At 54.6% G+C, this 26,681-nt stretch carries 22 protein-coding genes; all 22 read right to left on the reverse strand.

Annotation, left to right across the window (positions count from 1 at the left end):
• Nucleotides 1-81 precede the first annotated feature (81 nt).
• Entirely contained in the window at nt 82-1,698 is a 1,617-nt protein-coding gene (locus C4520_16170; GenBank protein RJP17502.1) for a hypothetical protein, read from the reverse strand.
• 307 nt (nt 1,699-2,005) lie between these two features.
• The gene (locus C4520_16175; GenBank protein RJP17503.1) at nt 2,006-2,272 is read right to left on the reverse strand and encodes a hypothetical protein; all 267 of its coding nucleotides are present in this window, start codon (nt 2,270-2,272) and stop codon (nt 2,006-2,008) included.
• Nucleotides 2,273-2,332: 60 nt separating this feature from the next.
• Nucleotides 2,333-3,610: a glucose-1-phosphate adenylyltransferase gene (glgC, locus tag C4520_16180; protein ID RJP17572.1), complete on the reverse strand. Its 1,278-nt coding sequence runs from the start codon at nt 3,608-3,610 to the stop codon at nt 2,333-2,335.
• Between the two features lie 271 nt (nt 3,611-3,881).
• Nucleotides 3,882-5,297: a hypothetical protein gene (locus tag C4520_16185; protein ID RJP17504.1), complete on the reverse strand. Its 1,416-nt coding sequence runs from the start codon at nt 5,295-5,297 to the stop codon at nt 3,882-3,884.
• Nucleotides 5,298-5,326: 29 nt separating this feature from the next.
• Nucleotides 5,327-6,880, reverse strand: coding sequence for an SLC13/DASS family transporter (locus C4520_16190; GenBank protein RJP17505.1), 1,554 nt, complete (start codon nt 6,878-6,880; stop codon nt 5,327-5,329).
• A gap of 39 nt (nt 6,881-6,919) precedes the next feature.
• A complete protein-coding gene (locus tag C4520_16195; GenBank protein ID RJP17506.1) occupies nt 6,920-7,444 on the reverse strand; it encodes a CBS domain-containing protein in 525 nt (174 codons plus the stop codon).
• A 41-nt stretch (nt 7,445-7,485) separates the two neighbouring features.
• A complete protein-coding gene (locus C4520_16200; GenBank protein RJP17507.1) occupies nt 7,486-7,917 on the reverse strand; it encodes a response regulator in 432 nt (143 codons plus the stop codon).
• Nucleotides 7,918-7,999: 82 nt separating this feature from the next.
• A complete protein-coding gene (locus tag C4520_16205; protein ID RJP17508.1) occupies nt 8,000-8,698 on the reverse strand; it encodes a sensor histidine kinase in 699 nt (232 codons plus the stop codon).
• Between the two features lie 13 nt (nt 8,699-8,711).
• Entirely contained in the window at nt 8,712-9,080 is a 369-nt protein-coding gene (locus tag C4520_16210) for a response regulator (protein RJP17509.1), read from the reverse strand.
• 9 nt (nt 9,081-9,089) lie between these two features.
• Nucleotides 9,090-10,856: a sensor histidine kinase gene (locus C4520_16215; GenBank protein ID RJP17510.1), complete on the reverse strand. Its 1,767-nt coding sequence runs from the start codon at nt 10,854-10,856 to the stop codon at nt 9,090-9,092.
• Nucleotides 10,843-12,075 (reverse strand): response regulator, encoded by a 1,233-nt coding sequence (locus C4520_16220; GenBank protein RJP17511.1) that lies wholly within the window; start codon nt 12,073-12,075, stop codon nt 10,843-10,845. The genes C4520_16215 and C4520_16220 overlap by 14 nt, the downstream gene beginning before the upstream one ends.
• An 81-nt stretch (nt 12,076-12,156) precedes the next feature.
• Nucleotides 12,157-13,185 (reverse strand): response regulator, encoded by a 1,029-nt coding sequence (locus C4520_16225; GenBank protein ID RJP17512.1) that lies wholly within the window; start codon nt 13,183-13,185, stop codon nt 12,157-12,159.
• A 66-nt stretch (nt 13,186-13,251) separates the two neighbouring features.
• Nucleotides 13,252-13,686 (reverse strand): response regulator, encoded by a 435-nt coding sequence (locus tag C4520_16230; GenBank protein RJP17513.1) that lies wholly within the window; start codon nt 13,684-13,686, stop codon nt 13,252-13,254.
• A 70-nt stretch (nt 13,687-13,756) separates the two neighbouring features.
• A complete protein-coding gene (locus tag C4520_16235) occupies nt 13,757-14,695 on the reverse strand; it encodes a response regulator (GenBank protein ID RJP17514.1) in 939 nt (312 codons plus the stop codon).
• A 13-nt stretch (nt 14,696-14,708) separates the two neighbouring features.
• Complete coding sequence (locus C4520_16240; protein RJP17573.1) at nt 14,709-16,577, reverse strand: DASS family sodium-coupled anion symporter; 1,869 nt, start codon at nt 16,575-16,577, stop codon at nt 14,709-14,711.
• Nucleotides 16,578-16,700: 123 nt separating this feature from the next.
• A complete protein-coding gene (locus C4520_16245; GenBank protein RJP17515.1) occupies nt 16,701-17,153 on the reverse strand; it encodes a response regulator in 453 nt (150 codons plus the stop codon).
• Complete coding sequence (locus C4520_16250; GenBank protein ID RJP17516.1) at nt 17,150-18,898, reverse strand: sensor histidine kinase; 1,749 nt, start codon at nt 18,896-18,898, stop codon at nt 17,150-17,152. Before C4520_16250 ends, C4520_16245 begins: the two co-directional genes overlap by 4 nt.
• On the reverse strand, nt 18,895-19,386 hold the full coding sequence (locus tag C4520_16255; GenBank protein ID RJP17517.1) for a response regulator: 492 nt from the start codon (nt 19,384-19,386) through the stop codon (nt 18,895-18,897). The genes C4520_16250 and C4520_16255 overlap by 4 nt, the downstream gene beginning before the upstream one ends.
• 18 nt (nt 19,387-19,404) lie before the next feature.
• Nucleotides 19,405-21,471, reverse strand: a complete 2,067-nt coding sequence (locus tag C4520_16260) for a response regulator (protein ID RJP17518.1) — start codon at nt 21,469-21,471, stop codon at nt 19,405-19,407.
• A gap of 2 nt (nt 21,472-21,473) precedes the next feature.
• On the reverse strand, nt 21,474-23,333 hold the full coding sequence (locus C4520_16265; protein RJP17519.1) for a sensor histidine kinase: 1,860 nt from the start codon (nt 23,331-23,333) through the stop codon (nt 21,474-21,476).
• A 185-nt stretch (nt 23,334-23,518) separates the two neighbouring features.
• Nucleotides 23,519-24,949 (reverse strand): sigma-54-dependent Fis family transcriptional regulator, encoded by a 1,431-nt coding sequence (locus tag C4520_16270; protein ID RJP17520.1) that lies wholly within the window; start codon nt 24,947-24,949, stop codon nt 23,519-23,521.
• Nucleotides 24,946-26,490, reverse strand: a complete 1,545-nt coding sequence (locus C4520_16275) for a histidine kinase (protein ID RJP17521.1) — start codon at nt 26,488-26,490, stop codon at nt 24,946-24,948. Before C4520_16275 ends, C4520_16270 begins: the two co-directional genes overlap by 4 nt.
• Nucleotides 26,491-26,681: the final 191 nt, after the last annotated feature.

A 26,681-nucleotide genomic window follows, 5' to 3' on the forward strand; every position in this document is an offset into this window, starting at 1 on the left:
TTGTTTCTCTGAACGCAGCAGGGAATCCCTCTTCAGCGCGTGAATTGAAGAAAAGGAAATGCAAAGCGCAATGAATCTGGGCTAGTTGACAACCGCCGGCAGTACAATCTCGACGGTTGTACCTTCCTGCAGCGCGCTTTGAAAACGGATCGTTCCGTGGTGGGCTTCTATGATCTTCTGGCAGATCGGGATGCCAAGGCCGGTCCCGCGGGCCTTCGTGGTAAAGAAAGGCTCAAAAATCCGGTCGAGGTCTTGCGGACTGATCCCGGGCCCGTTATCCCTGATCGAAAGATTAAGAAAACTCTTTCCATCATGCAGTGAAAAACGGGAGGTGATCCAGATGCTCCCTTGCCCCGACATTGCCTCCGCCGAATTGGAAAGCAGATTTACAAGGACGCGGATCATTTTCGGCGCGTCAAGCGGAACGACCATTTGATCCTGCTCCAAGTCGATGTGAACCTCAATACCTTTGAATTTCTCGGCAAGCGCTCTTAATGCCCGCTCTATGATTTCCGCAATATGCCAGGTGGTTGTATTTAGTTGGGTTGGTCTTGAATACTCCAGCAATTCGGAAATGATCGAAGTCAGCGAACTGATGCCGTAATCGATTTCCTCCAGAATCTGGGCCAGTTCCCGATGATCGCCGACTTCTTTTCGGAGCGCATCGATGCCCATGCTGATATTCTGCAGCGGGTTCCTCACCTCATGGGCCACGACCGAAACCATCTGCCCGATACTCGCCAGTCGCTGCGCAAGCTTCAATTCGTTCACTTTCTCTTCTACCTTTTCCTCCAGGTGCTCCGAGAGAAGCCGATATCTCGCTTCCGATTCCCGCAACGCCCCTTCACTCAGCTTCAAATTTCGAAAAAGCAGGTTATACGGATTTCTCAACCCCGTGTGTATGAGTGCCCGATAGAGGAAGTAGAAGGAAAAGATCATGAAAACATGTCCCACCAGATTCGAAGCGCCATAGGGATGCATGTACAAAGTAAACAAGAACTCGGCGGCCACCATGAACAATATTGAAGCCGACAGCAGATACAACACCCAGCGATCGAAATGGTCTTTTTGCCAGATCAGTGCAGCCATCGCAAGCAGGAAAATCATCGAGATCACGTACTCGCTGATTATCTTGAAAGAAGTTAACCCCTCGCCCTCCTCAAAACATGTGGGAAAGATGTCCCAGGCAAAGATGGAAAGAAGGAGGATCAGAAAGACCCCCAAATAAATTGCGAACGTCAGCCTTGGGCGAAGCCTCCGATGCAGAAAAAACGGCGCGATAAGAAGAGAAAAGCTCTGCAGGTAGCGAGCGGAAACCCACAGTTGCGTGGCCAGATCAGTTCCATAGCCCTTGAATATCGGCATCCCTTGATAGGCAAGAGTGTGAAAGACTCCGATGATTCCGACAAAAAGCGATGCGATTCCCACCAGAAGAAGATAATTGTTCTCCATGAATCTGCGCGAATTCCACGCAATCATGAAGATGCTCGAGGCTACAACGATGCCGAATATCTCAACGAGCGTGTGGAACAGGAGGTAATTACGATCGCTGATAAGGAGAAGAGCCGCCAGAAGGAGCGCCCATAGCAGAATATAAAGGAGAAGACCTTGGCCTCTCTGAAGGAGGCGAGTATGAGCAGGGACTTCTTCCTTCCAAACTGATCGATCGCTTCCGCGGGAAGACGCCTCAGTGGCCAAGACCCGCTCGCCCGTGGCTTTTCCCGAGCCTCCCGAATGCTCCTCTTCAATTTCGAAGGGTTGGGTTCGCTCTCTCGTATCTATTTGTCTGTTCCCCCGTGCGCGAAAAGGTTTTCACTTTTATTATAAATTAACCACGAAAGCTATGTCAATCGGGCACGAGGAAATGCTTAATATGAGTATTTCAGCCGGAACCTCCCGCAAACCTTGCTCAGACTGACACATGAGACTGACCTGCCACGGCCGCTCCAGGGTTTATCCAAAGTAATTTTCGCCTCTTGGCGAGTGCCGGCGGAACCGCGGCATTCTAAGACATGAGCTTCGTTTTTAGCCCCTCAATGGAAAGCTCGACATTTTTCAAGCGGTCATCTCCGGCCAATTCCACCAGCAGATAAAATAACTCGATCGCCCGCACTCGGGAGGCACTTGAAAAATCCAGGCTGAGCCTTTCGAAGGAAGTGCCGCCCGCAAGCTCATCGACATGCTCAAAGGCTTGTAAACCGTCGAATTCTCCTCGAATACGCAACCGCATGTCCTGATCCTGACAAAGGGTGCCACACACTTTCTGAAACATTGTCATCCCCTTTCTGGTTTCACGAGGACTACGCCAACCTTTTCAAAAGGAGCAGCGCGCTTAGCCAAAGGCGGGAACCAGGTCACTCCGTTTCCGCGCATAGGTACTGCTTATCGAAACCGCGGGCAGAACAGTTCCTTTCGGAATGACAACTATGCCGAGGGAAGAGACGGTAAAACGTCTGCGATCTTTATCAAGATCGTATCCGATTTCCTCTCCGGGTGGGATGATGACGCGCTTGTCAATAATGGCTTTGCGGATGCGCGCGTGCCGCCCCACTTGCACGCCGTTCATCAGGATGGATTCGGTTACCTCAGCATAACTATTTACCTTCACCCCAGGCGACAGCACGCTGTTTTGAACGCGGCCCCCGCTGATGATGCAGCCGTTGGAAATGATGGAATCGAGCACCAGCCCTATTCGCTTGCCGTCCCCGCCGCCCGCAAAAACGGTTTTGGCCGGCGGGTACTGCTCATGATACGTCCTGATTGGCCAATCGGCATCGTAGAGATTGAAGATGGGATCGACCGATACCAGGTCCATATTGGCCTCCCAATACGAGTCGATGGTGCCCACGTCCCGCCAGTAGCTCTGCTTCTTCTTGTTCTCGTCAACGAACGGGTACGCCATGACGCGGTGCGAACGCAGCATTGAAGGAATAATGTCTTTCCCGAAGTCGCGCCCCCCGCCACGGGCGCAACTCCGCTCGAGCACATCCGCCAGGACATCCATGCTGAAAACGTAAATGCCCATTGAACCCAGGCAGCCATTACCGTTTGTAGGAACATCTTCCAGGCTCTTCGGCTTTTCTGTGAAGCCTTTGATCCGCCCCTCGCCGTCTGTCTGCAAAATGCCGAACCGACTCGCTTCGCGCGCGGGCACTCTGATGGAGCCGATAGTGAGATCGGCGCCCGTTTGCTCGTGGTACTGCACCATCTTCGCGTAGTCCATCTTATAGACGTGGTCGGCCGAGAGGATGAGCACATAACGCGGCCGCATCATACGAATTGAATACAGATTTTGATGGACCGCCGCCGCTGTGCCCGTATACCATTCTTCATTAATCCGTTGCTGGGGCGGCAGCATGGTAATGAATTCATTAACCTCGCCATTCAAGATGTTCCAGCCCTGCCTGATGTGCCGGTGGAGCGAGAGGGACTTGTACTGGGAAAGAATGAATATCTTCCTGACGTCGGAATTTATCGCGTTGCTCAAAGTGAAATCGATCAGACGGTACGTCCCTCCAAAACTGACAGCCGGCTTTGCCCGGTCCCGCGTCAGCGGATATAATCTTTTACCTGCTCCCCCCGCGAGAATAACCGCCAAGACCTCCTTCATCTTCATTGCACGACCTCCCAAACAAGATCATCCATCCGCTAACCTCGCCTTTTTGTCAAACCTGCTTTTGTAACGAAAGCAATTGACATGCCTAAATCTCCGGCAGGAATATCCAAAAAAAATGACCGTAATATGGGGCTTTTCTCGGGAAAGCGGAAAAAAAATCAACAGGAAAGAGAAGAGAGATGGTAGAAGGCTTTACAGTTTGTAAGAAATCCTGACAACCGGAAGGGCCATCACGGGTGCAAACCCAGCGACTTCTGTAACCTCTTCAGAATTCGAGCTGCCACTGGACGAAAAGAACGTCCTCGTCGTCGACGCTCTCGCCCTCAAGAATCAATTCGTCCTCGAATTCCGTGTGTTCAAAATCAAAAATCATCCGCATGTTCGCGTTCAGGTACCAGTTCAGTCCTGCGGTAAATGCTTCGGCTTTTTCCGTCCCTTCGGCGAAGCCAAGGTCAAACAAATCGTCCTCGCTTGCGAACAGCGAATAGCGTGCGGCGAGCTCCCATGCACCCCATGTCCTCTTGAAAGGATCGAACGGCTTTAACGGAATAAGCCTGCCAAGCGTCTTTTTTTCGCCGGTCAACAGATACGTGCCCGATACATACCATCCATCGAATGAAACATCCTCTTCTACAACGGTGGCCGTATTCCGCAGATCATCGAACCACATCCGCATCCATTCCGATTTTATCGATGCGGGACCGATCGGCCATATGAACTCCGTACCCAGACGCGTGCGCGTCCCCTTGAGGAAGGAATCGGGTAGGAACTGCACGAATTCGGTGCCGGCTATCGTTCGAAACGCAGTGTCTGAAAGATCGGTATTCTGATCACCATATGTACCCGACGCTCCCAGAAGCATGGAGGATGTCAGTTCATTATCAAATTCCACGAATGGAAGCAGCGCAACCCGGGCCGCAATATCCTTTGAGCTGTTGTTGTCGCCCCGGTTCTCGCCCGAACCGTTCAGCACCGCCAACTGATAACTGATCAGATCGTCGAAGAGCACGCCGTGCACCATCGCGCCGATATCCCGGCTGCCGCGCATGTTGTTAACCGCAAGCGAAAGATCGGCGAAATCAAGATACTTATGTGATTGAAGCGCCTCCCAACTGAAGGGGACCTTGAATTGCCCGGCGCGCAACCTCGCTTCGGGGAAATAATGAACATCGATATAGCCGTCCTTTAACTTCGGCGAATCCGCGAATTCGACCGTTACCCTGAGCGTGTAGTAATCGAAGACAGTCGCGTCGGTCTCCAGGCGCGCTCTCTCCAGTGAAAACTCGTCGTAAAGAGGATAATCGGATTCGAAGACGGTAAGGCGGCCGGTGACTCGGCCTCCCAGTTGGAGAGCGAACATGTCATCGTCCGAAGCTATAAAAAACCCGTTCTTGTAGCCGACATCAAATTGCGGCGCCACTTGCGCTTCCGTCACGGGAGACGCTTCCAGCGACCCATCCGAAGCCAGAATGCCCAACTCGGCCCCCGGCTCTTTCACTATCTCCCTCAGCAATTGAACCTCCTGCTCGAGAATTTCGTTCTTCCGCTGAAGCTCCCTGATCTCCTGCTCCATCCGCAGCACGCGATCTTCAACGGAGAGCGACTCCTCCGCAAAACAGGGACGGTCGCCGCATATGGCGATCGCCGACAGGAACACGAAGAGATAGGTAAAAGCCCGCACGAGAATCCTCCCCGCCCGTTTTCGGTGCACTAATTCGCTAAAACCGGCATTCCCATCAGCGGCCAGATCAGCCACACGAAAAGCGCCAGCAGCGCCATCAGGAGAATACTTGCGGGAATGCCCGCCACGAAAAATTCGCCCGAGGTGAACTGTTTGCTTTCATAGGCGATTGCGTTCGGCGCCGCGCCCACCAGCAGCAGGAACGGCATGCCGGCAGTGGCCAGCGAGGCGAAAAGGATTACCTCGGGAGCTACCCCAAGATAAGGCGCAATCACAAGCGCCACCGGCAGCGAAATCGCGATGGCCGCCACGTTCATGATGAAATTCGTCATGACCAGCACAAAGAATGCAATCGCAAGGACGAATACAAACGCAGGCGCATGCTGGAACATGACCAGCCATTGTACGGCGATCCAATTCGCTGCACCGGTTTCCCACAGACAAAAACCAATGCTCATCGCCCCGCCGAATAAGAGGATGATATTCCAGGGTATTTCCTCCAGATCTTTAATGTTCAGGATGTTGAACACGAAAAACAGGATTGTTGTGATCAGGATGATCGCGCTCTTGTTCAGCGGATCCAGAATCGGGATGAAGGAGCGAAGACTCAGCACCGCAATCGCCGAAAAAACAATAATCAAAGTTAGGATTTCAGTGGGGGAAATCGGCCCCAGACGCGCATTCAGCGCCTTCGCCCGCTCGCGCAGGCCCGGGATCGTCTTTCTTTCCGGTTTGAAGAAGACCATGAAGAACGCCCATAACAGAAACAGCATCGCCCAACCCAGAGGAAACATGTAGTAGGACAATTCGAAAAACGAGATCTCCCTGCCCACCATGTCCTTGAAAAAGCCGATCGCGACCGCCCCGCGAGCGGCCCCAAGCAGCGTTACAATACTGCCGGCGCCCGCCACAAATGCCATCCCGATAAAGAGTCCCTTGCCGAAACGGGTAGGTTTGTCTTCATCGTTGTATAGCGTGTAGATCGCCATCAGCAGCGGATAAACAGCGGCCGCCACCGCAGTGTGCGCCATGATAAGCGTCAGCGCAGCAGTCATCACAAAGCAGCCAAGATAAATCATGCTGGTCCGCTCGCCGACCAGCGTGAGCATCTTATACGCCATCCTCTTCGTCAGGCCGGTCCTCGAAAAGGCCATGCCGATAATGATCGACCCAAAGATGAACCACACCGACGGGTCCATGAAATCGTTGAAAGCCGTCTTCGCCGCTCTGATAAGAAACAACGCCTGCACCACGCCAACCATGATGCTGGTTATACCGATCGGGACCACCTCAAAAACCCACCACGTGGCTGTCAGCAGAAATAAGCCAATCGCTGCTTTTCCCTCTCGACTCAATTCGAAGTGCTTCCCGATCGGGTCAACTGCATCGGGCCAAGGCGGTGAGGCGTAAACCAGGACAAAAAGGCTTATGCCGCCGACCATGAAAAGAATCCGCTTCCAATCAACGCCGCGGAAGATTCGGCTCAGTTGCGAAGCTTCCCGGATGGCAGTGACCTCTCCTCGCCCTATTTCACCGGCTTTTCCCGTCCCCAGGCCGGTCTCTAGACTTCTCTCCTCCGTCATCGGAACTCCCTTTCCGCTCTTGCGAAACTTGGGGGTGTTTTAGAGCAAGAGCTGCGCCACTTCGTGCAGCACGTCAACGGAACGAACCACTCCAACAACCTTGCCCTCCTTCACCACCGGGAGCAGGCTGAGGTTGTTGTCCACCAGTTCGTAAATGACCTTGACTATATGATCATTGAAATCGACCGTCTCGACAACCGGAAGCATGACGTCGCTTACCGGCCTCTCCGCCCGCTTCCCCAACCCCTCCAGCACATGATCATACGAAAGCTCAGCCAGATTCGGATCGACTTTGACATCGAACAGCTTCTTGCGGTACTGCATCGGCTTGCTCGAAAGGAAATCGGGCTCGAGTCCCCGTAAAATGTCGCGCCGGCGCACTTGCCCGACCAACTTTCCTTCACTATCGAAGACCAGCACGATCCGGGGAAGGGAATTGCGCCCCCCAACATTCAATTGCGACCGCTCCATCACCTCAACGACCTCCCGCAACGCGGCCTTGTGCGAAACGTGCGGGTACTGATCCAGCGGGATCATGATCTCGTGAGCGCGCTTAGCTTCCATATCAATAGCCCTGACCCTTCTGTTCGGGCGGCATCCTCGGTTCACCACCCCTTGCTCTTCAGAATCTTCTTGATCTTTTCTTCGTTCTCTTCTTCCACCAGGAGCATCTTGTTCGTCTTTGCCTGGTCGATCTTTTCCAAGAGCTGTTTGATGTCCGCCGGTTTCTCCAGAAAATCGAGCGCTCCCAGCTTGGTCGCTTCGATTCCGGTTTTCACGGTCGCGTGTCCGGTCAGCATGATCACCTGCAGCTTCGGGTTGATCTCGCGGAGCCGCCGCAGCGTTTCGATGCCGTCCATGCCGGGCATCATGATGTCCAGGATGATTGCGTCAAACGACTCCTCTTCAGCCTTCCTCAAGGCTGTCGGGCCATTCTCGGCCGTCACAACCTGGAGTCCTCTCGACTCCATCCGTTCCGACAGTGTTTGCGTAAACTCCTGCTCGTCGTCTACCAAGAGAACTTTCTCATTCGCCATACAATCCTCCCCCTCTCGGGTCATAGGTTGCTCACGTCCAGCTTGATATTTCATCCGCGCCAACACCCGGGGGGTCGGATTCTCAGGGGGTAATCCGCCCTCTACCGCCTGCCAGCGAGCGAGGGATGAACAGCGCGATAGAGTGTTCAGTATTATGCGCGGGTTTTATCTCAAAACGTCCTCCCAACTCTTTCATCAGAATCGAAAGGACCTCTCTTTTTTCATTGATGTCCGCGGCATCGGCAACCGGTGCGCCCGCCACGAAAATCCTGATTTCCGACGCCTCCGGCTTCAGGCCGATGTTGATTACTGCATTACTGCCCGCCGTCGAGAGCGCAAGCTGAATGCACGTGAAGACCGCCTGCTGCAGTGCGAACGGATCGGTCTCGACAGTCACCGAATCAGCGGAATCAAATTCCGTTTTGATGCAAATCCCTTTGAGGAAAGCGAATCTTTCAGCTATCGCGGATATCAGGAACAGCAGCTCTCCAAGGTTCACCTGCTTCACCGGGTCGTCGACGCTGTGCGCGAAGCGGTTCAGGCGCTTAATGATTATTTTCCCCTTGTCAACCTGTTTCGACAGTCTGCTGGAAAGCCCCTTCAATTTTTCGGAATTCAGCGGGCGCCCCTGTTCACTCGCAGACAGAAGATCGTCGAGCAAACCGGTCAGCTCACCCACGATCGCAACCACATTGTTGATCTCGTGCGAAAGACTGGCTGTAACGACTCCGAAAAAAGCCAGCTCTTTTTCCCAAAGGATGCGGATTTCCTTTTCCGTCATTTCCGGCGGCCCCTCAGCTGTTTGCGGCCAGTTTCATCCTTCCGATAAGCTCCTCGATATCAATCGGCTTGATCAGATAATCAAAAGCGCCCTCGGCAAGCCCGACTTCGCATTCCTTTTCTGAACCGCGCCCGGTCAATAAAATCACTTGCACCAACGGATGCTTCACCTTGATCTTTTTCAAGAGTTCGAGGCCGTCCATGCCGGGCATCTTGACATCGAGAACCACAACGTCGATGTCTTCTTCTTGCAGCTTCCGAAGAGCCTCTCTGGCCGTAATGGCGCCGTAAGCGTCTATCGACCTCAACATCATTCGCTCGACCAGGGCGGATACCAACTCCTCTTCATCGTCGATTACGAGAACGCGCAGGTGATTTTTCATCGGTGGCTCCTATAGAGGCGGCTTCCTGATCGGCAGCGCAACGATAAAACTTGTGCCCTGGCCCACCTTGCTCCTCACGCTGATGCCCCCCCCCAGCTTCTCCATGATCCCATACGTAATCGAGAGACCGAGGCCGGTGCCATAATCCTTTTTCGTCGTGAAAAACGGTTCAAAAATATGGTGAAGATGCTCCTCTGGAATACCGCGCCCGTTGTCCGAAATGGTTATCTCCACGGTCTCCTGGTCCTGCTCTCTCAGCAAAATATCTATCTGTCCGCCCCCCTCGAGTTCCTCGATCGCATTATTGATGATGTTCAAGAACACCTGCTGCAATTGGCCGCGATCGCTCTCGATGGATGGCAGCGTGTTGTCGCTCCGGACGCTGACCGCGATGTTGCGGTAGCCCGCCTCCTTCTCCACAAAACCGAGAACTTCTTGTATAAGCGCCTCAAGGTCGATCTTCTCGGTCTTCACGTCCATCCGCTTCGCAAAACCGAGCAGGCGATGCGTGATCGTGCTGCAGCGCGTGACGGAGGCGAGAATGGAATCCATCAGCTTTTCGAACTTCTCCCTCTGCGGAAATCCGTTCGAAAGCGCAATCAGGTCCTTGGCAAGGCCCGCTTTTTCATTGATGATGGCCAAAGGATTATTCACCTCATGCGCCACGCCAGCCGCCAGCCTGCCTATCGACGCCATTTTGTTTGAATATTGGATATGATGAAGCGCCTTCGCCTGGCGTAAGTCGGCGTCGCGAATGCGCGAGACCAGATATGATGAGGTGCCCATGATCAGGAGAAGAATAATCCCGACACTGATCGCAAGAAACCCGAACATGCGCCGCCGCAGCCCGAGCCAGTTCTCCATCAAATCCTCGGGCCCCTTCACGACAACGAAGATGAACGGCGATTGATCTATGTAGGCGTAGCCGAGGACGTATGGGTTCCCGCTTCCATCATATTCCTCGACCACTTCAGGCCTGTTGGAGTATGGCGGAACCGGAATCGGGGCGGGGGTGAGCACATTTCCGTGGAAACGAGAGGCAGTTTGAAAAATCCCTTTATCGTTGATAATGAACGCGTCGCTCGCCGGCCTCAGACCCAGCGAGTAAATCTGGTGATTGAACACCTTCGTGTCGATGGTCGCCCGCAGCACGTAGAAATCGCCGTTCTGTCTCTCGTGTTTCACGGCCACCACAAAATGAGGAAATTTGCGGTACCCCATAAAGACATCGCTCACGTAGGCGCCCCGCAGCTTGACCTCGTTGAACCAATCCTGTTCCTGATAATTCATCCCCTGAAGCTCGTATGGTCCGACGTAGGTCCGCTGCTTGCCCGTCGAGTCGATCAGCCCGACATCCACAAAGCCGCCGAAAGTATTCTTCATGTTCCGCAGGATTCGAGCAAGGATTTCCTGATCTGCGAGTTCATCAAATGATTTATCCTCGATGATATAAGCCAGAGCGGAACGCCGCTCCTCCAGGAAGAATTCCATCGAGTGCTTCATCGTTGACGTGAGGCGGAGAATGGGGTACATCATCTCCTGGCGAAACGCTTCGCGATATTGGTAATAATCGTAGATCGTGATGATAATGAGAGGAGTGACTGAGACGCCGGCCGTGATCAGAACGGTGAAACGCCACAGGCGCGCATAACGGGAGGAGCGCTTTTCGCCGTTTTCCCTTTCCCACCAGCCGCCGGGTATGACTCTTCGCACAAACGATTTCAATCTGTCCCGGATAGCAAGCCGGTCCGCGTCTTTTCTGCTAATCGTTTCCAAGCTTCTTAGCCACCTTTTCTTTTCTTATCTTTTCATAGGCAGCTTTTACCGTCTGTGCGAGTTTTTCAATTTCCACGGGCTTCTCTAAATAGGCGAATGCCCCGAGTTCGCGAGTCAGAATCGCGTCTTTTTCGGTTCCATGACCGGTGAGAATGATCACCTCGACATTCGGATGCTCCTTCTTGACGCGCCGCAACACATCCACTCCATCAATTCCGGGCATGCGCAGGTCGAGAATCATAACTTCGGGCTCTTCTTCATTCAAATAGGAGAGGGCTTCCTCGCCGTTATATACGACCGCAGTCGAAAGGTCCCGCATCTGGAGACGCTCCGAGAGGGTTTGCACGAATTCCCGCTCGTCGTCCACCAACAGCACCTTTGACGGAAGCTCGAATTCGACCGCAGGATAAATTGCCGGGCGCTTGTACTTCGGGCCGACTCGCACTTCGATATTCCTTACCCCCGGTATCCCGCCTGCTATTTCCCGCAGCTCATTCTTCAGGCTCTCGAGCCTCACGGTGTACTTATTGATGAGGATAGTAACGTTTCCGCTGTCGGAAACAACATCGACATCGTGTCCCCGTTCCACGAGCGCAACATTCACCCGGCTTGCAAAAGCGAAATCGTTCATCATCTTCAATGAACTCGCCGTCGTTCGGACCGCATCCGAGCGGGCATTGGTGCAGATCAGTTCGGCCGTCTCACCCGGCGAAGTCGTTTGCATCGGAATCTTTATGTCATAAAGGCTCTTGTCCCACGGGCCGAGATCAAACAAGTGCTGCGTCCACTTCTTTCGCTCTTCGTCATCCTTCTGAATCCTTTTCAGCGCGTCCCTTTTGCCGATTCCCGCCTCCTCCATCGCGAGCGGAATCCGGTAGTCGCGATTGGCGACCAGGCACACCTTCAAGACGTGGCTGATCGTCCTTGGCAGAAGATGCCCGGCAAAGCCGTGATAAACGACGTTGTCACTCTGAACCAGGTGCGCAATCGCGGCTTTGATATAGGCAATATGCCGCTCCTTCTCGTGGACAAACTTTTCCAACAGCGAGGTCGAACCGTGAAGAGTCCGGTGAAGTTTCTCCTCGGGAACGCCAAACTCCTTTGCCGCCCAGCTCAGCACCTGTCCATTGATGCAGGAATACCCGAGCTTGGCGGCAACCGTTCCGGCGACCTCATCTCCTCTGCAAAATGAAGCGCTGAAAATCGTTACAACAGGCATAATCCTCCCTCACTGAATCCAAATGCTCGGTGCCAACTGCTGGTCAAATGAAACGGGTCACATGGTATATTAGGGTGTATTCTATCTTACGTGAGTTGTCTTCATTGTGTCAAACAGGGACGGACAAACCCCTTCGAGCCCCGCCTTCGGCGTCGCCTGCGGTTCCATCTGATGGTCCTTGATTATCTTGGCCATCTCGAGAAACAAATCTTTTTCCCTGAGGACTCCCACGGGAACATTCTGGTCGACCACCAGCAGGTTGGTCACTTTGAGTGAGAGAATTTTCTCCGTGGCTTCCATCAATTCCGCATTCTCATCAATAGTGGTCGGCTTGGGGGGAAGAAGTCCTCTCACGGTTCTGGAAGCGTTCTCACGCACCATCGTGGCAAAACCGCCCACATAGCTTGAGGCCTCCAGGTATATCGAATGGGAACTGAGAGAATCCTTTTCCATCAGTCCCGCGCACGGCTCCTGGAGGGCTCGTAAAAGATCGGAAAAGCTGATGACGCCGATGACCCGCTCTTCTTCATCGGTTACGAGAATCGGACGGTGGAGCGAATCATGCGGCTTGCCTTCACGAAACGGTTCGTCAAAAAATTGGAGCACGACATCAACCGCCTCCGCCACTGATTGATCGGCACGGACTCTGCTCATCAACGCGAAAAACGGCACCATGATATCCCGGGCGCGGCGACTGTATTCGGGAACTCCCTTTTTCTTTGCAAACGCTTCCTCAATCCGCTCGGCCAGAAAATCGATGCTGCACGGCTTCGTGAGAAATGCAAATACGCCCCGGCGCCGGTCGGCAAGCGCGGAACCGAGCGATCCGTAGCCGGTAAGCATGATCACCTCGAGATTCGGCTTGAGTTTCTTTAGTTCCCGCAGTGTCTGATGCCCGTCCATCGAGGGCATCTTGATGTCCAGGATTACCACGTCCACTTCGCTTTTCTTCAGTTCTTCGATCGCCTCGATTCCGCTGGCGGCCGCCTTGACGGCAAAGCCGCGCTTCTTCAGCGTGGCTGCGGTCGTGACTCGGAACCGATCTTCATCATCGACAATCAATACCTGGATGCCTTTCTCCTCTTCCATCCCGGCGCTCCTTTCTCGCATGCGGGTTCCCGATCTCGCCGGGCTGCCCGAAAACGCTGCAAGTGACTTTCTCCTTTTGCCGGCCCTTCAGTCGGTTATATCCACCCGGTCCTTCCATACGGTGTACCAGAGAGCGCTGTCGATGCCCCTTCGTTTGGCGGCTGCGTCCCTTATTTTCTCGGCCAGAATATCGACGTCGATCGGTTTCGTCAGATACGCAAACACCTGATCGCGCCATCCGGCGAGCGCCGAATCGACTGTTCCATGCGCCGTAAGCATGACCACCTCGAGGTCGGGTTTGAGAATCTTGATCTCCCTCAGCGCCTCGTTGCCGTCCATTCCCGGCATCTTGACATCCAACACCACAACATCAAAATCGTTCGTCTTCAGATTATTGATCGCCTCAAGACCGCTCCCCACCGCCTCCACTTCGAATCCCCGCTTCTTCAGCGTCGCAGTCGCGGTCTTTCGAAACCTCTCCTCGTCGTCCACCACCAGCACTCGGATGTTTTTCTTGTCCATAACTCAGCACCCCTTTCTGTGGAGCTTCCTCTTCATCCTCATGGGAAAGCTGATTCAGTCCCCAGCCGTTTTACCGCGGAGGTCTCGTTCCCCGGATGATGTTCGCTATCTCGAAAATCAAATCCTGCTCGCGGATTACGCCGATTGGCCTGCCCTGCTCCGTCACCAGCAAGCGCCGTACTTTCAAGGCAAGAATTTTACTGGCCGCGGCCATCAAATTATCGTCTCCTTCGATCGTCGGAGGAGCTTCAGACATCAGGTCCCGCACCTTCTTCTTGGCCAGGTCCCGCGCCATAACCGTGAAAATCCCCGAATAATTGGGAGCTTCGAGGAATTGGCTGACGGTATCGGCCATCATCGGGCGCTGATTCTTCGCCATCCTCATGTACTCCGGCTGGAGCCCCTCGAGGATATCGGTGAAGCTGAGCACCCCGATAACACGGTCGCGATCATCCAAAATCAGCGTCGAACGATGAACCGACTCATGAATGGTGGCCGTGCTGATTGCCGCCTGGAATGAGCGCAGAATGATCTCGATCGCTTCTCCAACGGTGCAATCCTCATGTACGGTGCTGAATGAGGACAACGGAACCATGACATCCTTCACCCGCGCCTCTTCCTTGACTACCCCTCTCTCTTTGGCGTACGCGCTGCGAATCTTGCGGGAGAGCAGGTCGATGTCGCATGGCTTCCCCAGGTAATCGAACACTCCTTCCCTCAGGCCCGTAAACGCGGACTCGGGCGTCCCGTGCCCGGTCAGCATGATGACCTCGAGATCAGGCTTGATCCTCTTTATCTCCCGAAGCGCTTCGTGGCCGTCCATGCCCGGCATCTTGATGTCGAGCACGACCACGTGGTATTGGTTCTTCTTTATCTCCTCGATCGCTTCGATCCCGCTCCCTACGGCGGTTACCGAGAACCCGCGCTTGCGCAGAATTGTCGCGGTGTTCGCCCGAAATCGTTCCTCGTCGTCTACGATCAGTACGTGAATGGTTTCGATGCCTAACATGTCATTCCCCTCTTCAAATTCCCGGCAAGCCGCCGAACCCTCGGATCATCCAGTAAAAGGAAACCATAAGCAGCAACACGACATTTGCGACCACCCACAGGATAACCCCTACACGCAAGTAATCCTTCGGCTCGAGATACCCGCTCGCATACACGATGGCGTTGGGCGGGGTTCCAATGATCAAACAATAGGCGAAGCTGGAGGCGCAGGCCGTGACCATCGCCATGAACGGCAATACGAAAGTGCCCGGATGCACGATGCCCGCCATGTTCAGTGTAATCGGACCAACGGCGGCCGCGGCCGGCCCGTCCGCCATGATCTGCGTCATTCCGCCGGTCAGAATGCCGGCCAGAGCGATGAGCGGGAGACCCGACGACATGCCCAATTGGGCAAGCCCCTCAACGGCGGAACGCGCCAGATAAAACGCCGCCCCAGCCTCATCCAGCACTTTCCCGAATATTATAGCCCCTGCATAGAGCCATACGACACCCCAGTCCACTTTCTCCTGATAATCGCGCCAGTTGACCACTCCGGCCAGAATATACGCTATCCCGCCCGCTATCGCAACTACGCCGATTCCCAGGCGGACCGGATAAATGCCTAATTGATAAAACTCTTTTTCGGTAAACCACAGCCACACCATTACGGCAAAGATGATCAGTGTTACGATCTGCTGCCGATTCCATTTTCCCATCCGGCTGATATCTTGCTGCAAATACGTCATGGCGCCCGACAGGTCGCTCGTCTTCGGTTTGAAGCGCCACCGGATGACCAGCCACGTCAGCGGCATCATGACGACCACAAACGGCATCGCATACGTCACCCACGTGAAGTAGCCGATGTCCAGCCCGAACATATCGTTCAAGTACGTCATCATGATCACGTTTCTGGCGCCGCCGCTCGGGGCACCGAAGCCGCCGATGTTGCAGGCCATCGCCACCGTGATCATCAGCATCTTCGCCAGCTCCATATCCGGCGGGTGACCCTCCTTCTGGCTCCCCCTGAACAGGATAATCGCAATCGGCAGGAAAATCGCCGCCAGCGCGTGGTCGGATATGAAAGACGATGCGGGCGCTATCACCGCAATGAGAACAAACGTTATCGCCGCCACGCTTGGTTTCGCCAGCTTGTTGAAGAGCGCCAGACAGATGCGCCGGTCAACGCCCGTTTTCACGAAAGCGGCGGAAAACATGAGGCTCCCCAGAATGAACCAGACCGCGTCGCTCCAGTAGAGCGATGCAACGTCCTCCCGCGAGACCACTCCGGTGAAGGTAAATGCTATTCCGATGAAGAAAGCCACCGCCGGCAACGGGATACATGCGGTGACGAAGCATCCGACGGTGAATACCATCACCCCGAGCGCTACCTTCAGCTTCCAGATTCCTTTGTCGGCCACCTTCTTCTGCGCAGGAGTGAGATCGTCATAATTCAATCCGTCGGTTCGCAGAGACGCAGCCGATACCATGACAGCGGCATAAGCGTCGTCTGACAAGGCTTCCACAAACGCCTTCGCTCTCGCCAGGTTCTGTTTGTCCACAGGAATCCCGTAGCTCCTGCACCACTTCTCGTCTCGCTTCAGAAATCCGGAGCGCTTCATCGCGGCATTGCGGATCGATTGCTCCTGGATTCTTGCGGTAAGCAGTTGCCACTGCTCAAGGTCGGCCCCCGATTTGTTGAAATGCTGGAGAGCAAGATGCTCGATCACCATGCTCGAGCCCAGGCTGTATTCGGTCCCTACGTCGATCATCCCTTTGGTCGGAGGCATATAGATGATGCCAAACAACAGCGCCAGCGGAATGATAAATATCTTCCAGTCAATATATTTGTCGTAGCCTGTCGCTTTCTTTCTTTCCGCCGGGCGTGCTTCCCTTTCAATGGCCATCCGTTTCCGTCGCGCTGACGACCAGGGAAAACTGGCCAGCACGTTCGCAAGCAGGCCGCTTCTCATATCATTATTGCCACCAGTCATAGTTCGCTCCTCATGGTATCGCCGGAATGTCAGGAGTTATTCTTCTTCCTTGTCAAAAACGGCCATGGGATGGCGGATGATGTTTTCAACTTTGCTCTTCCGCGCTTTCTCCTCTTTTGCCACTTTCCGCTCATACGCGTCCCTTACCTTGTCGAGAATGTCGGGGATCGTGGACGGTTTCATCAGATAGTCGAAGGCCCCCAGTTTCAGTCCCTCCACAGCCGACTCGACCGAGGCATGACCGGTCAGCAGAATGACCTCAATGTCGGGGTGGTTCTGCTTGATCTTTCGAAGCACTTCGACTCCATTGATTCCCGGCATCTTCAGATCGAGCAGTACAACGTCAATGCGCCGCTCCTTCAGAATCCTGATGGCGTCAAACCCGTTGGTGCACACGAATGTGCTAACACCGCGTTTTTCCATCAGCCTCTTCGCTGTCGAAAGGAACTGCTCCTCATCGTCCACCAGTAACAAATTTATCGAGTTCATTTTGGTATCCCTCCTTGCTCATGAGCGTTTAACCAGCTCCTGGTCTTCCCCCCCGGCGACCCCGAGATCGGGAGGCGGACCGTAAAGGTCGAGCCAACGTTCACTTCACTGCTCACCGAAATGTCTCCTCCAAGGCGTTCGATTATGCCGTAGCACGTGCTGAGCCCCAGTCCGGTGCCTTGCCCGACCGGCTTTGTCGTGAAGAACGGCAGAAATATCTTTTCAATGTGCTCAGGCAAGATTCCGCACCCGTTGTCTTGCACCGAGATGATCACGTCTTCTCCTTCCTGCGCGGCAGTCAGGCGGATCTCGCCGCTGTCCGCCATTTTGCTTACCGCATACATCGCATTATTGATAAGATTCAGAAACACCTGCTGGAGTTGGCCCGGGTCGCTTTTGATGGGAGGCAGATCGCTCTGCACCTCTTGCAAAATGTTCACATTCTCCACGTGCGCCCTGCGCTCGACCAATGCAATGACCTCCGGCAGCAACGTCTTAATGTCCACTGCCTGAATATTTGTTTGGGATTCCCGCGCAAACTTCAGGAGCCCCTGTGTGATCCTTCCGCATCGGTCAATCTGCGCACCCATCTGGTCTATCGAATTGCGCAGCATCCGAAAGTTTTCCGCCTGATCGGGTCCGTTCGCTTCGATATCCGCCAAAATGTCCTTCATCAGCATCTCTTCGGATTTCATCACCTGGAGCGGATTGTTTATTTCATGGGCGACTCCCGCGCTCATTTCGCCAACCTCGGCCAGCTTGCCCGCCATGATGAGCTGGCTTCCCATCCGCTTCTTTTCCATGTCCGCCATGGTCAACTGCTGAGAAACGCCGGTTGCGAGAAAAAACCCCATCGTCACGACGGCGACCCCGCCGGCAAGAATGATCCCAACAGCTATGAGAACGGCTCGCAACAGCGGCGCATAAGCATCGCCGATCTCCTGGCGCACCACGAGCAGCCACCCGGTCGGCTCCAGCCTGCTGACGGCATACAGGTGGCGCGCGCCCGCGCGGTCATCAGCGGCAAACGAAGTGGTTTGCTTCTGGTTGACCTGATAAGCGATATAATCAGGATCGTCCTCCATCAGGTTCCCGCCCGATCGGCGCCTGGTCTGAAATATACCATTCCGATTGACCAGATACGCCTCGCCGGTCTTGCCAATCCGGACGTTCTCAACCAGATCGTTGAAGAAGAATGTGTCGATTGTCGCCCGGATATACCAGGGGCGCTCACCCTCGAACCTCCGGACCGCGATGACGAAATGAGGGATATTGCGATAGCCGAGAAACACGTCCGAGATAAATATCTCTTCGTTCTGGACCCGCTTAAACCACTCGGCCTGAGCGTAATTCTTCCCCTCCAGATCATACGGGCCGACGTAGGCGACATGATTCCCCTCCGCGTCGAAGACGCCCAAATCCAGGAAGCCGCGCGACAGGTTCTGCAGACGCTCGAATTCCGCCTTGATGTTGCCGTTTCCGCTGAGCTCCGAAAGACTACTCGAGGCAGCAACGTACCTCAGGTCCGCCGAGCGCTCGAGCAGAAACTGTTCGACCAGGTTTCGTTGACCTTCGGCCAGATACGCCAGCCTGGCACTCACCTGACCGCTCAGATTGGTCGCGAAATAGTAGATGAGCGTTCCAAAAACCAGCATGACCGCCACGAATGGAACCAGCAGCACCCGCAGCAGGATCATCCGCCTGGTATTCTCGAAATTGACCGTTTTTTCGATAATGGAGTTCATTTTCCCTCTTGGTCCAACTGCTTGATGCGCCGCAGGATGGCCAGCGGAGAACTCGAGTCGGCCATGTCGAGAATCGCATCCATCCGCTCTTCTTTGATCTTATTTTTGTTCATGACGCGACGCTTATAGGCATCGGTCAACACGGATAGGAGTCGCTCGAGTTCGCACGGTTTCTGGAGGTAAAAATAGGCCCCTTTCTTCGTGCATTCAACCGCCGATTCGGTCGAGCCGTGACCGGTGAGGATGATAACCTCCATCCACTTATGTTCCTTCTTCAGCGCCTCGAGCGTCTGTTCCCCGTCCATTCCGGGCATCTTCAAATCGACCAGCGCCACATCGATCGGGTGCTTCCTGGCCGCCTCAAGCGCCTTTTCCCCCCGGTTGACAGTGATGACGTTGAAATCCCTCACTTCGAGTCTCTTCTTGGTCGATTCAAGAAAGCGCTCTTCATCGTCGACGATCAAGAGGTTGATTTTGTCGTTTTGCATTTTTTCCTCCATGCCCCGTTAGAAGCCCATCCAGCGCCAGTAGCCGAAGAAGGTCCATCCCCACAGCACGATGAAAGACAGGAGCAGAACGACCGACCCGTGAATCAGAAAGTCCTGCGTGGTCACCAACTGCTCGCCCGTCTCCGGATCCTTTGCCATGCTGTACGCGATTGCATTGTTCGGCGTCCCAATGATGAGCATGAACGCGAAAGAAGAAGCGAAAGCCGTCGCCAACCCGACCATGATCGGGGAAGTGCCGGAGAGCGTCGCCATGGGAACCGTGATCGGCCCGATCGCCGCCACCGTCGCTCCGTCGCTCATGAAATTCGTGATCACGCCTGAAAAGATGCTTGTGGCCACGCACAGGCCGATACCGCTCGTCATCACTTCGGGAAGCGCTCCGATAAATGCATCGGCCATCCACAGGGCAGCGCCCGTATATGCCAGTCCCGCTCCCATTGCGCTCGCGCTGGCATACAGAGCAACAACGTCCCAGTGAATCTGGTTGATGTCCCTCCACCGCAAAATCCCGAGCACATTCAATAGCACAATACACAGCAGTACAGGACCGCCCATTCCATACTTGCTGGAAACCGTCGACCACAGGATGATTAACAGGACCAGAACCGCCGCCGTCCTGTACTCGTTTTTCGTCATTTTCCCTATCTTCTCGGATTCCTTGCGGACCTCGGCGGCCACATTCAGATTCTTCACTTTGATCTTCTTCCGGAACAGAAGGAAGAAGTACATGCTGATCACCAGCGCCATCACGGGAACCGTCGGCAGCCCATATTTCACCCATTGTGCGAATGGGAGCGTGATCCCGTAATCCGACAGGATGCCAAGCATCACCGCGTTACGCCCGCCGGCGGCAGGAGAGCCGGGCCCCCCCACATTGGCGACAAAGGTCAACATCAGGATCATCATCACCGCCAGATTGCGATCCTTGTTGATGCCTGCGGCCCGTACCGCGCCGCCGTACACCAGGATGAAGATCGGTGCGATGAAAGCAACCAATGCGTGCTCCGAGAGGAACGCTGCCGATACCGCCAGCAGCGGCGCGAAGATAAGCGCCAGCTTTGCCAGTGAGGAGCTGGTCCCCAGCAATAACAGCCCGATTCTTCGGTCGAGTCCCGTTTTCGCAATCGCGGCGGACACGGCAAGGACTCCGAAGATGAATATGACCGAATCTTTTGCATAGGCCGCGGCAACCCGATCCGGCGGCAAAACTCCGAAGAAGTACATCAGCATTCCCACAAGAAGTGCGGTCACCCCGACCGGCATCGCGCCGGTCGCCCAGAAAAGCGCCGCGACCACCAGCGTCCCGATCATCACGCGCGCCCGAAAAGCCGCCTGCTTCGGGCTTAACCCGACCTTCACGTTCTTTCCATCTTCACGGGTGACCGTGTGCGTGTAACCGGCTTTCTCGCTGTAGTAATCCGTGATCGTCTGGCCGGCTTTCATCTTCCTGTATTCGGAGTAGCCCATGATCGACTGGGGCTGATTTTCAAGTTTCTCCGTGCTCAGGAGAGTCAGAAGCTTTTGTGGAGCCGGGGTCGCTATGATCGCCAGGAACAGCAACAGCCCCAGGATGATGTACATCGGCCGCGCATTATGTGCTCCAATCAGCCAGCGCCTCAGGCTGCCCCGCTTGATGTGCGGAATTTCGTGCCGCGCCATCGCGTACACCCGCTCTTTCCGGGCCGCCTCGATCACCTCGACCAGATCATTGAGCACGCACGGCTTCTGCATGTAATGAAACACGTCATATTTGCCGGTAAGACGCGCCGATTCAGTGCTGCCAAATCCAGTCAGCATGATCACCTGCACCTCGGGCCTGATTTTCTTGATCTCCTTCAGGGTCTGGATGCCGTCCATCTTCGGCATTTTCTGGTCGAGGATGACCACCTCCGGGTTTTTGTGGCGGACTATCTTGATAGCGTCCTCGCCATTGTCGACATCCCAGACCTTGTATTCGCGGACCTCAAGCTGCTTTTTCATTGCGACACGGAATTTTTCCTCGTCATCAACGAGTAACACCCGTGCCACGCCGTCGGTGACGGCAGACGTTGCTTGTGTGGCCATAATTAACTCTCCTCCGCTGAGTTCAATGGGAGCACAACAGTGAAACAACTTCCGGCGCCCGGCATGCTCTGAACTTCAATCTGTCCCCCCATCGCCTGCACTATGCTCAAACTGATGCTCAAGCCAAGCCCGGTCCCCTTTCCGACCTCTTTCGTCGTGTAGAAGGGATTGAATATCCTGGACATCTGATCCGAGGTCATTCCCTTGCCCGTGTCGGTAATGCTTATTCGTACATCGTTTTCATTGAGGCGGGTCGCCAGCGTGATAGTGCCTGAATTCACGATCGCATCGCCCGCATTATTGATGATGTTGAGGAACACCTGGCGCATCTGATCCGGGTCGACCTTCAGCTTCGGCAACAAAGGATCAAAGTCTCGCACCACCTGAATATCGGACACCGATAATTCGCGCTCCTTCAATCCGCAAATCACTTCCTCAAGCAGTCGGTTTATATCCGTCGGCGCCAGGCGCGGCTCGCTTTTTCTCACGAAATTGAGCAATTTCTGAGTGATATCGCGCGCGCGAAACACAGCTTCGTCAATATAGTCAAGTTCCTGCCTGATCTTCTCCGGCGTACACTCCAGACCGAACTGGGGATCGAGCAGGTCCCGGATCACCCCGCATTCCGAGGAGATGATGGCGAGTGGATTATTGATTTCATGCGCGACGCCGCCGGCAAGCTCCCCGACAGCCACCAGTTTGGCCGCATGGAAAAGCTGTGATTTCAGTTCCTTGCGGGATTCGTCAGTTGCCTGCGCCCGGCGCAGCAGCCTGTTTGTAGCCGCCCACGTGATCGTCGCCAGCACGACCACAAAGAGGCCGGTGACCGCGATCATGATCCGGCGAACGCGATACATATCGGCGTAAGCCACTTTGAGCGGCTGACGGACAACTAACACCCAGGGCGCCTCCTTCAACCAGGAATAGGCGAATAGCTGCGGGTCGCCGTTCGAAGCAACTTCGTTCGCGCCCGAACCGCTGCCTTTCGGCGGCATGTACGGGCTGATTCCAAGCAGGCCGCCCTCGCCTGGATCGACCACCTGGTACTTCCCTTCCCGATTAATGAGAGCCGAATTCGCCACTTTCCCCTGACCAATCGTCCGTATGAAGCGGTAAAACTTGTCGGGGTCCAGGGTCGCCCGAACCACGTAAGCACGGCCTTCCACCATCTGTTTTACCGCAATCGTAAAGTGAGGCTTCTGGCGGAATCCAAGATAAATGTCGCTGATGTAGTAGTTCTGATTCTGACTCATCAGTGTCTGATACCATGCTTCCTTGCTGTAGTCTTTCCCCCGCAGATACGAGTAAGGTCCGGCATAGCCGATCTGCGTCCCCCTTTCATTGAGGAAACCGACATCCACAAATGCATCGCTCATTTCAAGAAGCTGCTGCAACGCCTTGCCCATGTCTTCCTGGGCGGGAGGAAAATCCAGGTAGCTGCCATGAAAGAGATTGAATATATTGACCACCCGCTCCTGCAGGAAGAGGTCGATCGTGTTGCGCTGGGTTTCGGCCAATGTTGTCAGATGCAGCTTCCCGCTTTCCTTCAGCGTCACATTGAACTGAAAATGGAAGTAAAGAGAAAGAATTGCGAGGGGCGTCAGGAACGCGATCAGCAAGCCCACGGACAATCGGTGGCGCAGTCGGCGGTAGTATTCCCGCATTCCGACCCGGGGAAGCGGCGGGATCGTCCTGGGAGATCTGGGCCTCTCCGTTGGCTCCATGGTCTCGGCGCTCTTATGCATTTCGCTCCTCGAGCCCGGCCACAGAGGTGGCATCTGCGGTTTGTACTTAACCGCCCCTTCCTCTTTTCGCCGGGTCATTGGTTTCCTGCTGTATGGATAGGCGGGAACCTGCTCCATACTTTCAGTTACCTATCTGCAATCGATATGCCGAGTGAAGAAGAAAAGAAGGAAAAGCAAAATTTGCGGAAATTACGGGGTTTTTTTGCGTCCCGAATGCTGTGGGATCATCCGGAGAAGGAGTGATTGCTGACGAAGGATTTTACAACTGTAAGGAATTCTGACAAGGGAACCCCGAGATGTTGTTATTCCTGAGGCTGTTCGGAGGACTCAGTCAAGTTGCACTTTTCCATCTTGGCGTGGAGGGTGGGTCGCGAGATGCCCAGAAGCTTGGCGGCTTTCGTCCGGTTCCCATGCGTCAGATTCAGCGCCTCCGTTATCAGGAGTTCGGTGAAATGATCTATGAGAGACGAGAAAAGATTATTCCGTCCTCCGGCCATTATGCTGCCGCGCACCCATTGGCGGATGCTCTCTTCTATATTCCTGTTGGCGACAACGTCCTTAGCCGCATCATTATGGACCGCCTGTGAGATATCCTCCGGCCGGATCGGATAGCCGCGACTGAAAATCAGCGCCTTCTGGAGCGTGTTTGCCAGCTCACGCACATTGCCGTGCCACGGATGATTTTCCACCATCGACAACGCTTCATTTGTGATGCCGGGACTCTCCATCCCCATTTCCGTTGCGAAACGGGTCAGGAAATAATGGCAAAGCAGCCGAGTGTCGCCCTTGCGGCTCCGAAGCGGGGGAATCTCAATCGTGACCACCTTCAAGCGATAGTACAAATCCTCGCGGAATCGGCCTTCTGAAAGGGCGGCCTCAAGATTGCGGTTGGTCGCCGCCAAGATACGCACGTCCACCGGGATCGGCTCCCGACCGCCCAACCGCTCGATATTCTTCTCCTGAAGCAAGCGCAGGATTTTCGCCTGAATGCTCAGGGGCATATCCCCGATCTCATCGAGAAAGATCGTCCCCCCGTTTGCCTGCTCGATCTTCCCGATCCGCCGGGCTACGGCGCCGGTGAACGTCCCCTTCTCATACCCGAATAACTCGCTCTCGAGCAATGTCTCCGGTATCGCGACGCAATTGATTACCGTGAACGGCTTGTCGGCGCGCAGGCTGTGCTGATACAATGCCCGCGCAACCAGTTCCTTGCCCGTTCCGGATTCCCCGCGAATCAGGACGGTCGCATCGGTCGGGGCAACCCGCCCTATGGCCTTGTAGATTTCCTGCATCGCGGGAGATCGCCCGATTATGGCTTCAGGCGCCGCCGTATCCGGGACCGAATCCATTTCAACGCGCGAGCGCATGAACCTGCCCGCCTCAATCGCCTGCTCGATGAGACTGAGGATATCGGGAATGTCGAACGGCTTGAGGACGTAATCGAAGGCGCCCAACTTGGTCGCCTCAATCGCCGTGTCGGTCGTGCCGAAAGCTGTCATGATAATAACCGGGAGCTTGGAGTCGATCTTGCGGATCGCCTGGAAAGCTTCCATTCCGCTCATGCCGGGCAGGCGCACGTCCATGATGAGCAGGTCGGGAACGAACTGCTTGAGCGCCTCGATACCTTCTTCTCCGGAGGATGCCGTTCTGACCAAATAGCCTTCTTCCTGCAACAGCTTGTCAAAACTCTGCCGCAGTTGCACATCGTCTTCAACAATCAGAATCGAACTCATGCCGGTTCCTCTTTGATGGGGAGAGCGATGATAAAGGTGGCCCCCAGATTCTCTTCAGACCGCACCGTCAACCGCCCGCCATGTTCCTCGACAATCCTGGCGGCGATGGAAAGACCCAGTCCCGTTCCTTCCTCTTTGGTCGTGAAGAACGGCTGAAAGATCTTGTCGCGGATCGATTCAGGAATTCCAGGACCGGTATCGGCTATCTGGATAAGCGCCACCCTCCCAATCTCCTCCGCCAGTCCCTCTTCCTCCGTAATCAATATCTTGCCGCCCTCCCCCATCGCATCACATGCATTTACGATCAGATTCACCATGACTTCCTTAAGCAACTCCGGGTCGGCATCGATACAAGGAATACTATTGCGCCGCTCTCGCTCCAGCTTCACCCCATGGCGCTCCAGTCGCTTTTCCAGCAGTTGAAGGACCGAATCCACCGCATCAGATACGTCCACCTTCTGCACCTTCAGCTTCGGCGGCCTCGAAAACTCCAGAAAATTCCTGACAATGTTGTCCAGATGACGCAGCTCCTCAGAGATAACGTCGAAATCGTCCCGCGCGACCGCGGGACCAATCGACCGCTGCAGAGAGAACAATCGCATCTTTATTGACGTCATCGGATTGCGAATACTGTGAGCCGCTTCCGCAGCCAGCTTTCCTACCAGAGCCATCCGCTCCGACTGCAGCAGCCGAGTGCGGCTGCGCTCCAGTTCCAGATGAGTCTGGTCGACGTCCTCCATCAAACCTCGAACGCCGCTCTTCAATGCAGCCACCTCATCAAGCGATCTATCGGACCCGTTTTTGCCGCTCGTCTGGATCGCCAGCCGTCGGATTGGATCAAGTATCTGCACCACCAGAACAAAGGAAAGGAAACCGCCGATCAGAACCGCCGCCGATACAGCCGCAGCGGCTATCCCGCGAAGTCCGCGCGCTTGAGCCTGCCCCCTCAACCACATCTCATGTATTTCCCGGTTGTGCATCTCGTTATACTCGCCGCACAATTCGAGAACTTTAGAAAACTTTTGCCTCAAATCCCGGTGGAGCTTCTCTCCCTCTTCACGATGCCCCGATAAATATAAAGTAATGGTTTCATCCTTTCCATCGATATACGTCCGGTATTCCGCCTCGATCTTGTCAAGGATCTGCGCATGACCGCCAACGCATTCCAGCGCCCGAGCCTCACGCATCCGCTCGTCAAAGTCCTGGCGAGACCGTCCAAGTTCTTTCAGCCAATCCGGATTCTTCTCAAGCAGATAGTATGAGACATAGCCTCTTTGATTCAAAAGAGCCGTTTCCAGCCCCTTCGCTACTTGAAGAGACGCCACGTTTTCCTCCAGCACGCTCATCAGCAGCTTTTCCATCCGGTAAGTGTACCAGATCATTACAATGCCGCCTGCGGCCGTGATAACAACAAGGCCTCCCAGTGTAATGAGGATCCGGGAGCGAAGCCCTAAACGACTCCAAAAAGCCAATAAACCGGCAGGCCTGCCATCGCTTTGGTTCCCGCCGGCGGGAGTAACGGTACTTAATTGATTATCCATATCACACGCGGAGCAACATCCCGCCTCAGAAAAAAGTTCCAGTGCACGCCATGCAAATAGCGCATTCAAAAGCGACCGACCTCTTCACCGGGTCATTTTGTCGCCATTTTCGCTTTGATTGGGCTTTCATGGCGCCATGGGGTCCTTTTTATGATATCATAAGAACTTGCTGATTTACAAAATGGTCCCAA

The sequence above is a fragment of the Candidatus Abyssobacteria bacterium SURF_5 genome (genome assembly GCA_003598085.1).
Taxonomy (GTDB): Bacteria; Abyssobacteria; SURF-5; order SURF-5; family SURF-5; genus SURF-5.

Coding starts and splice junctions, on each gene's coding strand:
- C4520_16175 (RJP17503.1), bottom strand. CDS start 2,272: ATGTTTCAGAAAGTGTGTGGCACCCTTTGTCAGGATCAGGACATGCGG.
- glgC (RJP17572.1), bottom strand. CDS start 3,610: ATGAAGGAGGTCTTGGCGGTTATTCTCGCGGGGGGAGCAGGTAAAAGA.
- C4520_16190 (RJP17505.1), bottom strand. CDS start 6,880: ATGACGGAGGAGAGAAGTCTAGAGACCGGCCTGGGGACGGGAAAAGCC.
- C4520_16195 (RJP17506.1), bottom strand. CDS start 7,444: ATGGAAGCTAAGCGCGCTCACGAGATCATGATCCCGCTGGATCAGTAC.
- C4520_16200 (RJP17507.1), bottom strand. CDS start 7,917: ATGGCGAATGAGAAAGTTCTCTTGGTAGACGACGAGCAGGAGTTTACG.
- C4520_16205 (RJP17508.1), bottom strand. CDS start 8,698: ATGACGGAAAAGGAAATCCGCATCCTTTGGGAAAAAGAGCTGGCTTTT.
- C4520_16210 (RJP17509.1), bottom strand. CDS start 9,080: ATGAAAAATCACCTGCGCGTTCTCGTAATCGACGATGAAGAGGAGTTG.
- C4520_16220 (RJP17511.1), bottom strand. CDS start 12,075: ATGCCTGTTGTAACGATTTTCAGCGCTTCATTTTGCAGAGGAGATGAG.
- C4520_16225 (RJP17512.1), bottom strand. CDS start 13,185: ATGCGAGAAAGGAGCGCCGGGATGGAAGAGGAGAAAGGCATCCAGGTA.
- C4520_16230 (RJP17513.1), bottom strand. CDS start 13,686: ATGGACAAGAAAAACATCCGAGTGCTGGTGGTGGACGACGAGGAGAGG.
- C4520_16235 (RJP17514.1), bottom strand. CDS start 14,695: ATGTTAGGCATCGAAACCATTCACGTACTGATCGTAGACGACGAGGAA.
- C4520_16240 (RJP17573.1), bottom strand. CDS start 16,577: ATGGCCATTGAAAGGGAAGCACGCCCGGCGGAAAGAAAGAAAGCGACA.
- C4520_16245 (RJP17515.1), bottom strand. CDS start 17,153: ATGAACTCGATAAATTTGTTACTGGTGGACGATGAGGAGCAGTTCCTT.
- C4520_16250 (RJP17516.1), bottom strand. CDS start 18,898: ATGAACTCCATTATCGAAAAAACGGTCAATTTCGAGAATACCAGGCGG.
- C4520_16255 (RJP17517.1), bottom strand. CDS start 19,386: ATGCAAAACGACAAAATCAACCTCTTGATCGTCGACGATGAAGAGCGC.
- C4520_16260 (RJP17518.1), bottom strand. CDS start 21,471: ATGGCCACACAAGCAACGTCTGCCGTCACCGACGGCGTGGCACGGGTG.
- C4520_16265 (RJP17519.1), bottom strand. CDS start 23,333: ATGGAGCAGGTTCCCGCCTATCCATACAGCAGGAAACCAATGACCCGG.
- C4520_16270 (RJP17520.1), bottom strand. CDS start 24,949: ATGAGTTCGATTCTGATTGTTGAAGACGATGTGCAACTGCGGCAGAGT.
- C4520_16275 (RJP17521.1), bottom strand. CDS start 26,490: ATGGATAATCAATTAAGTACCGTTACTCCCGCCGGCGGGAACCAAAGC.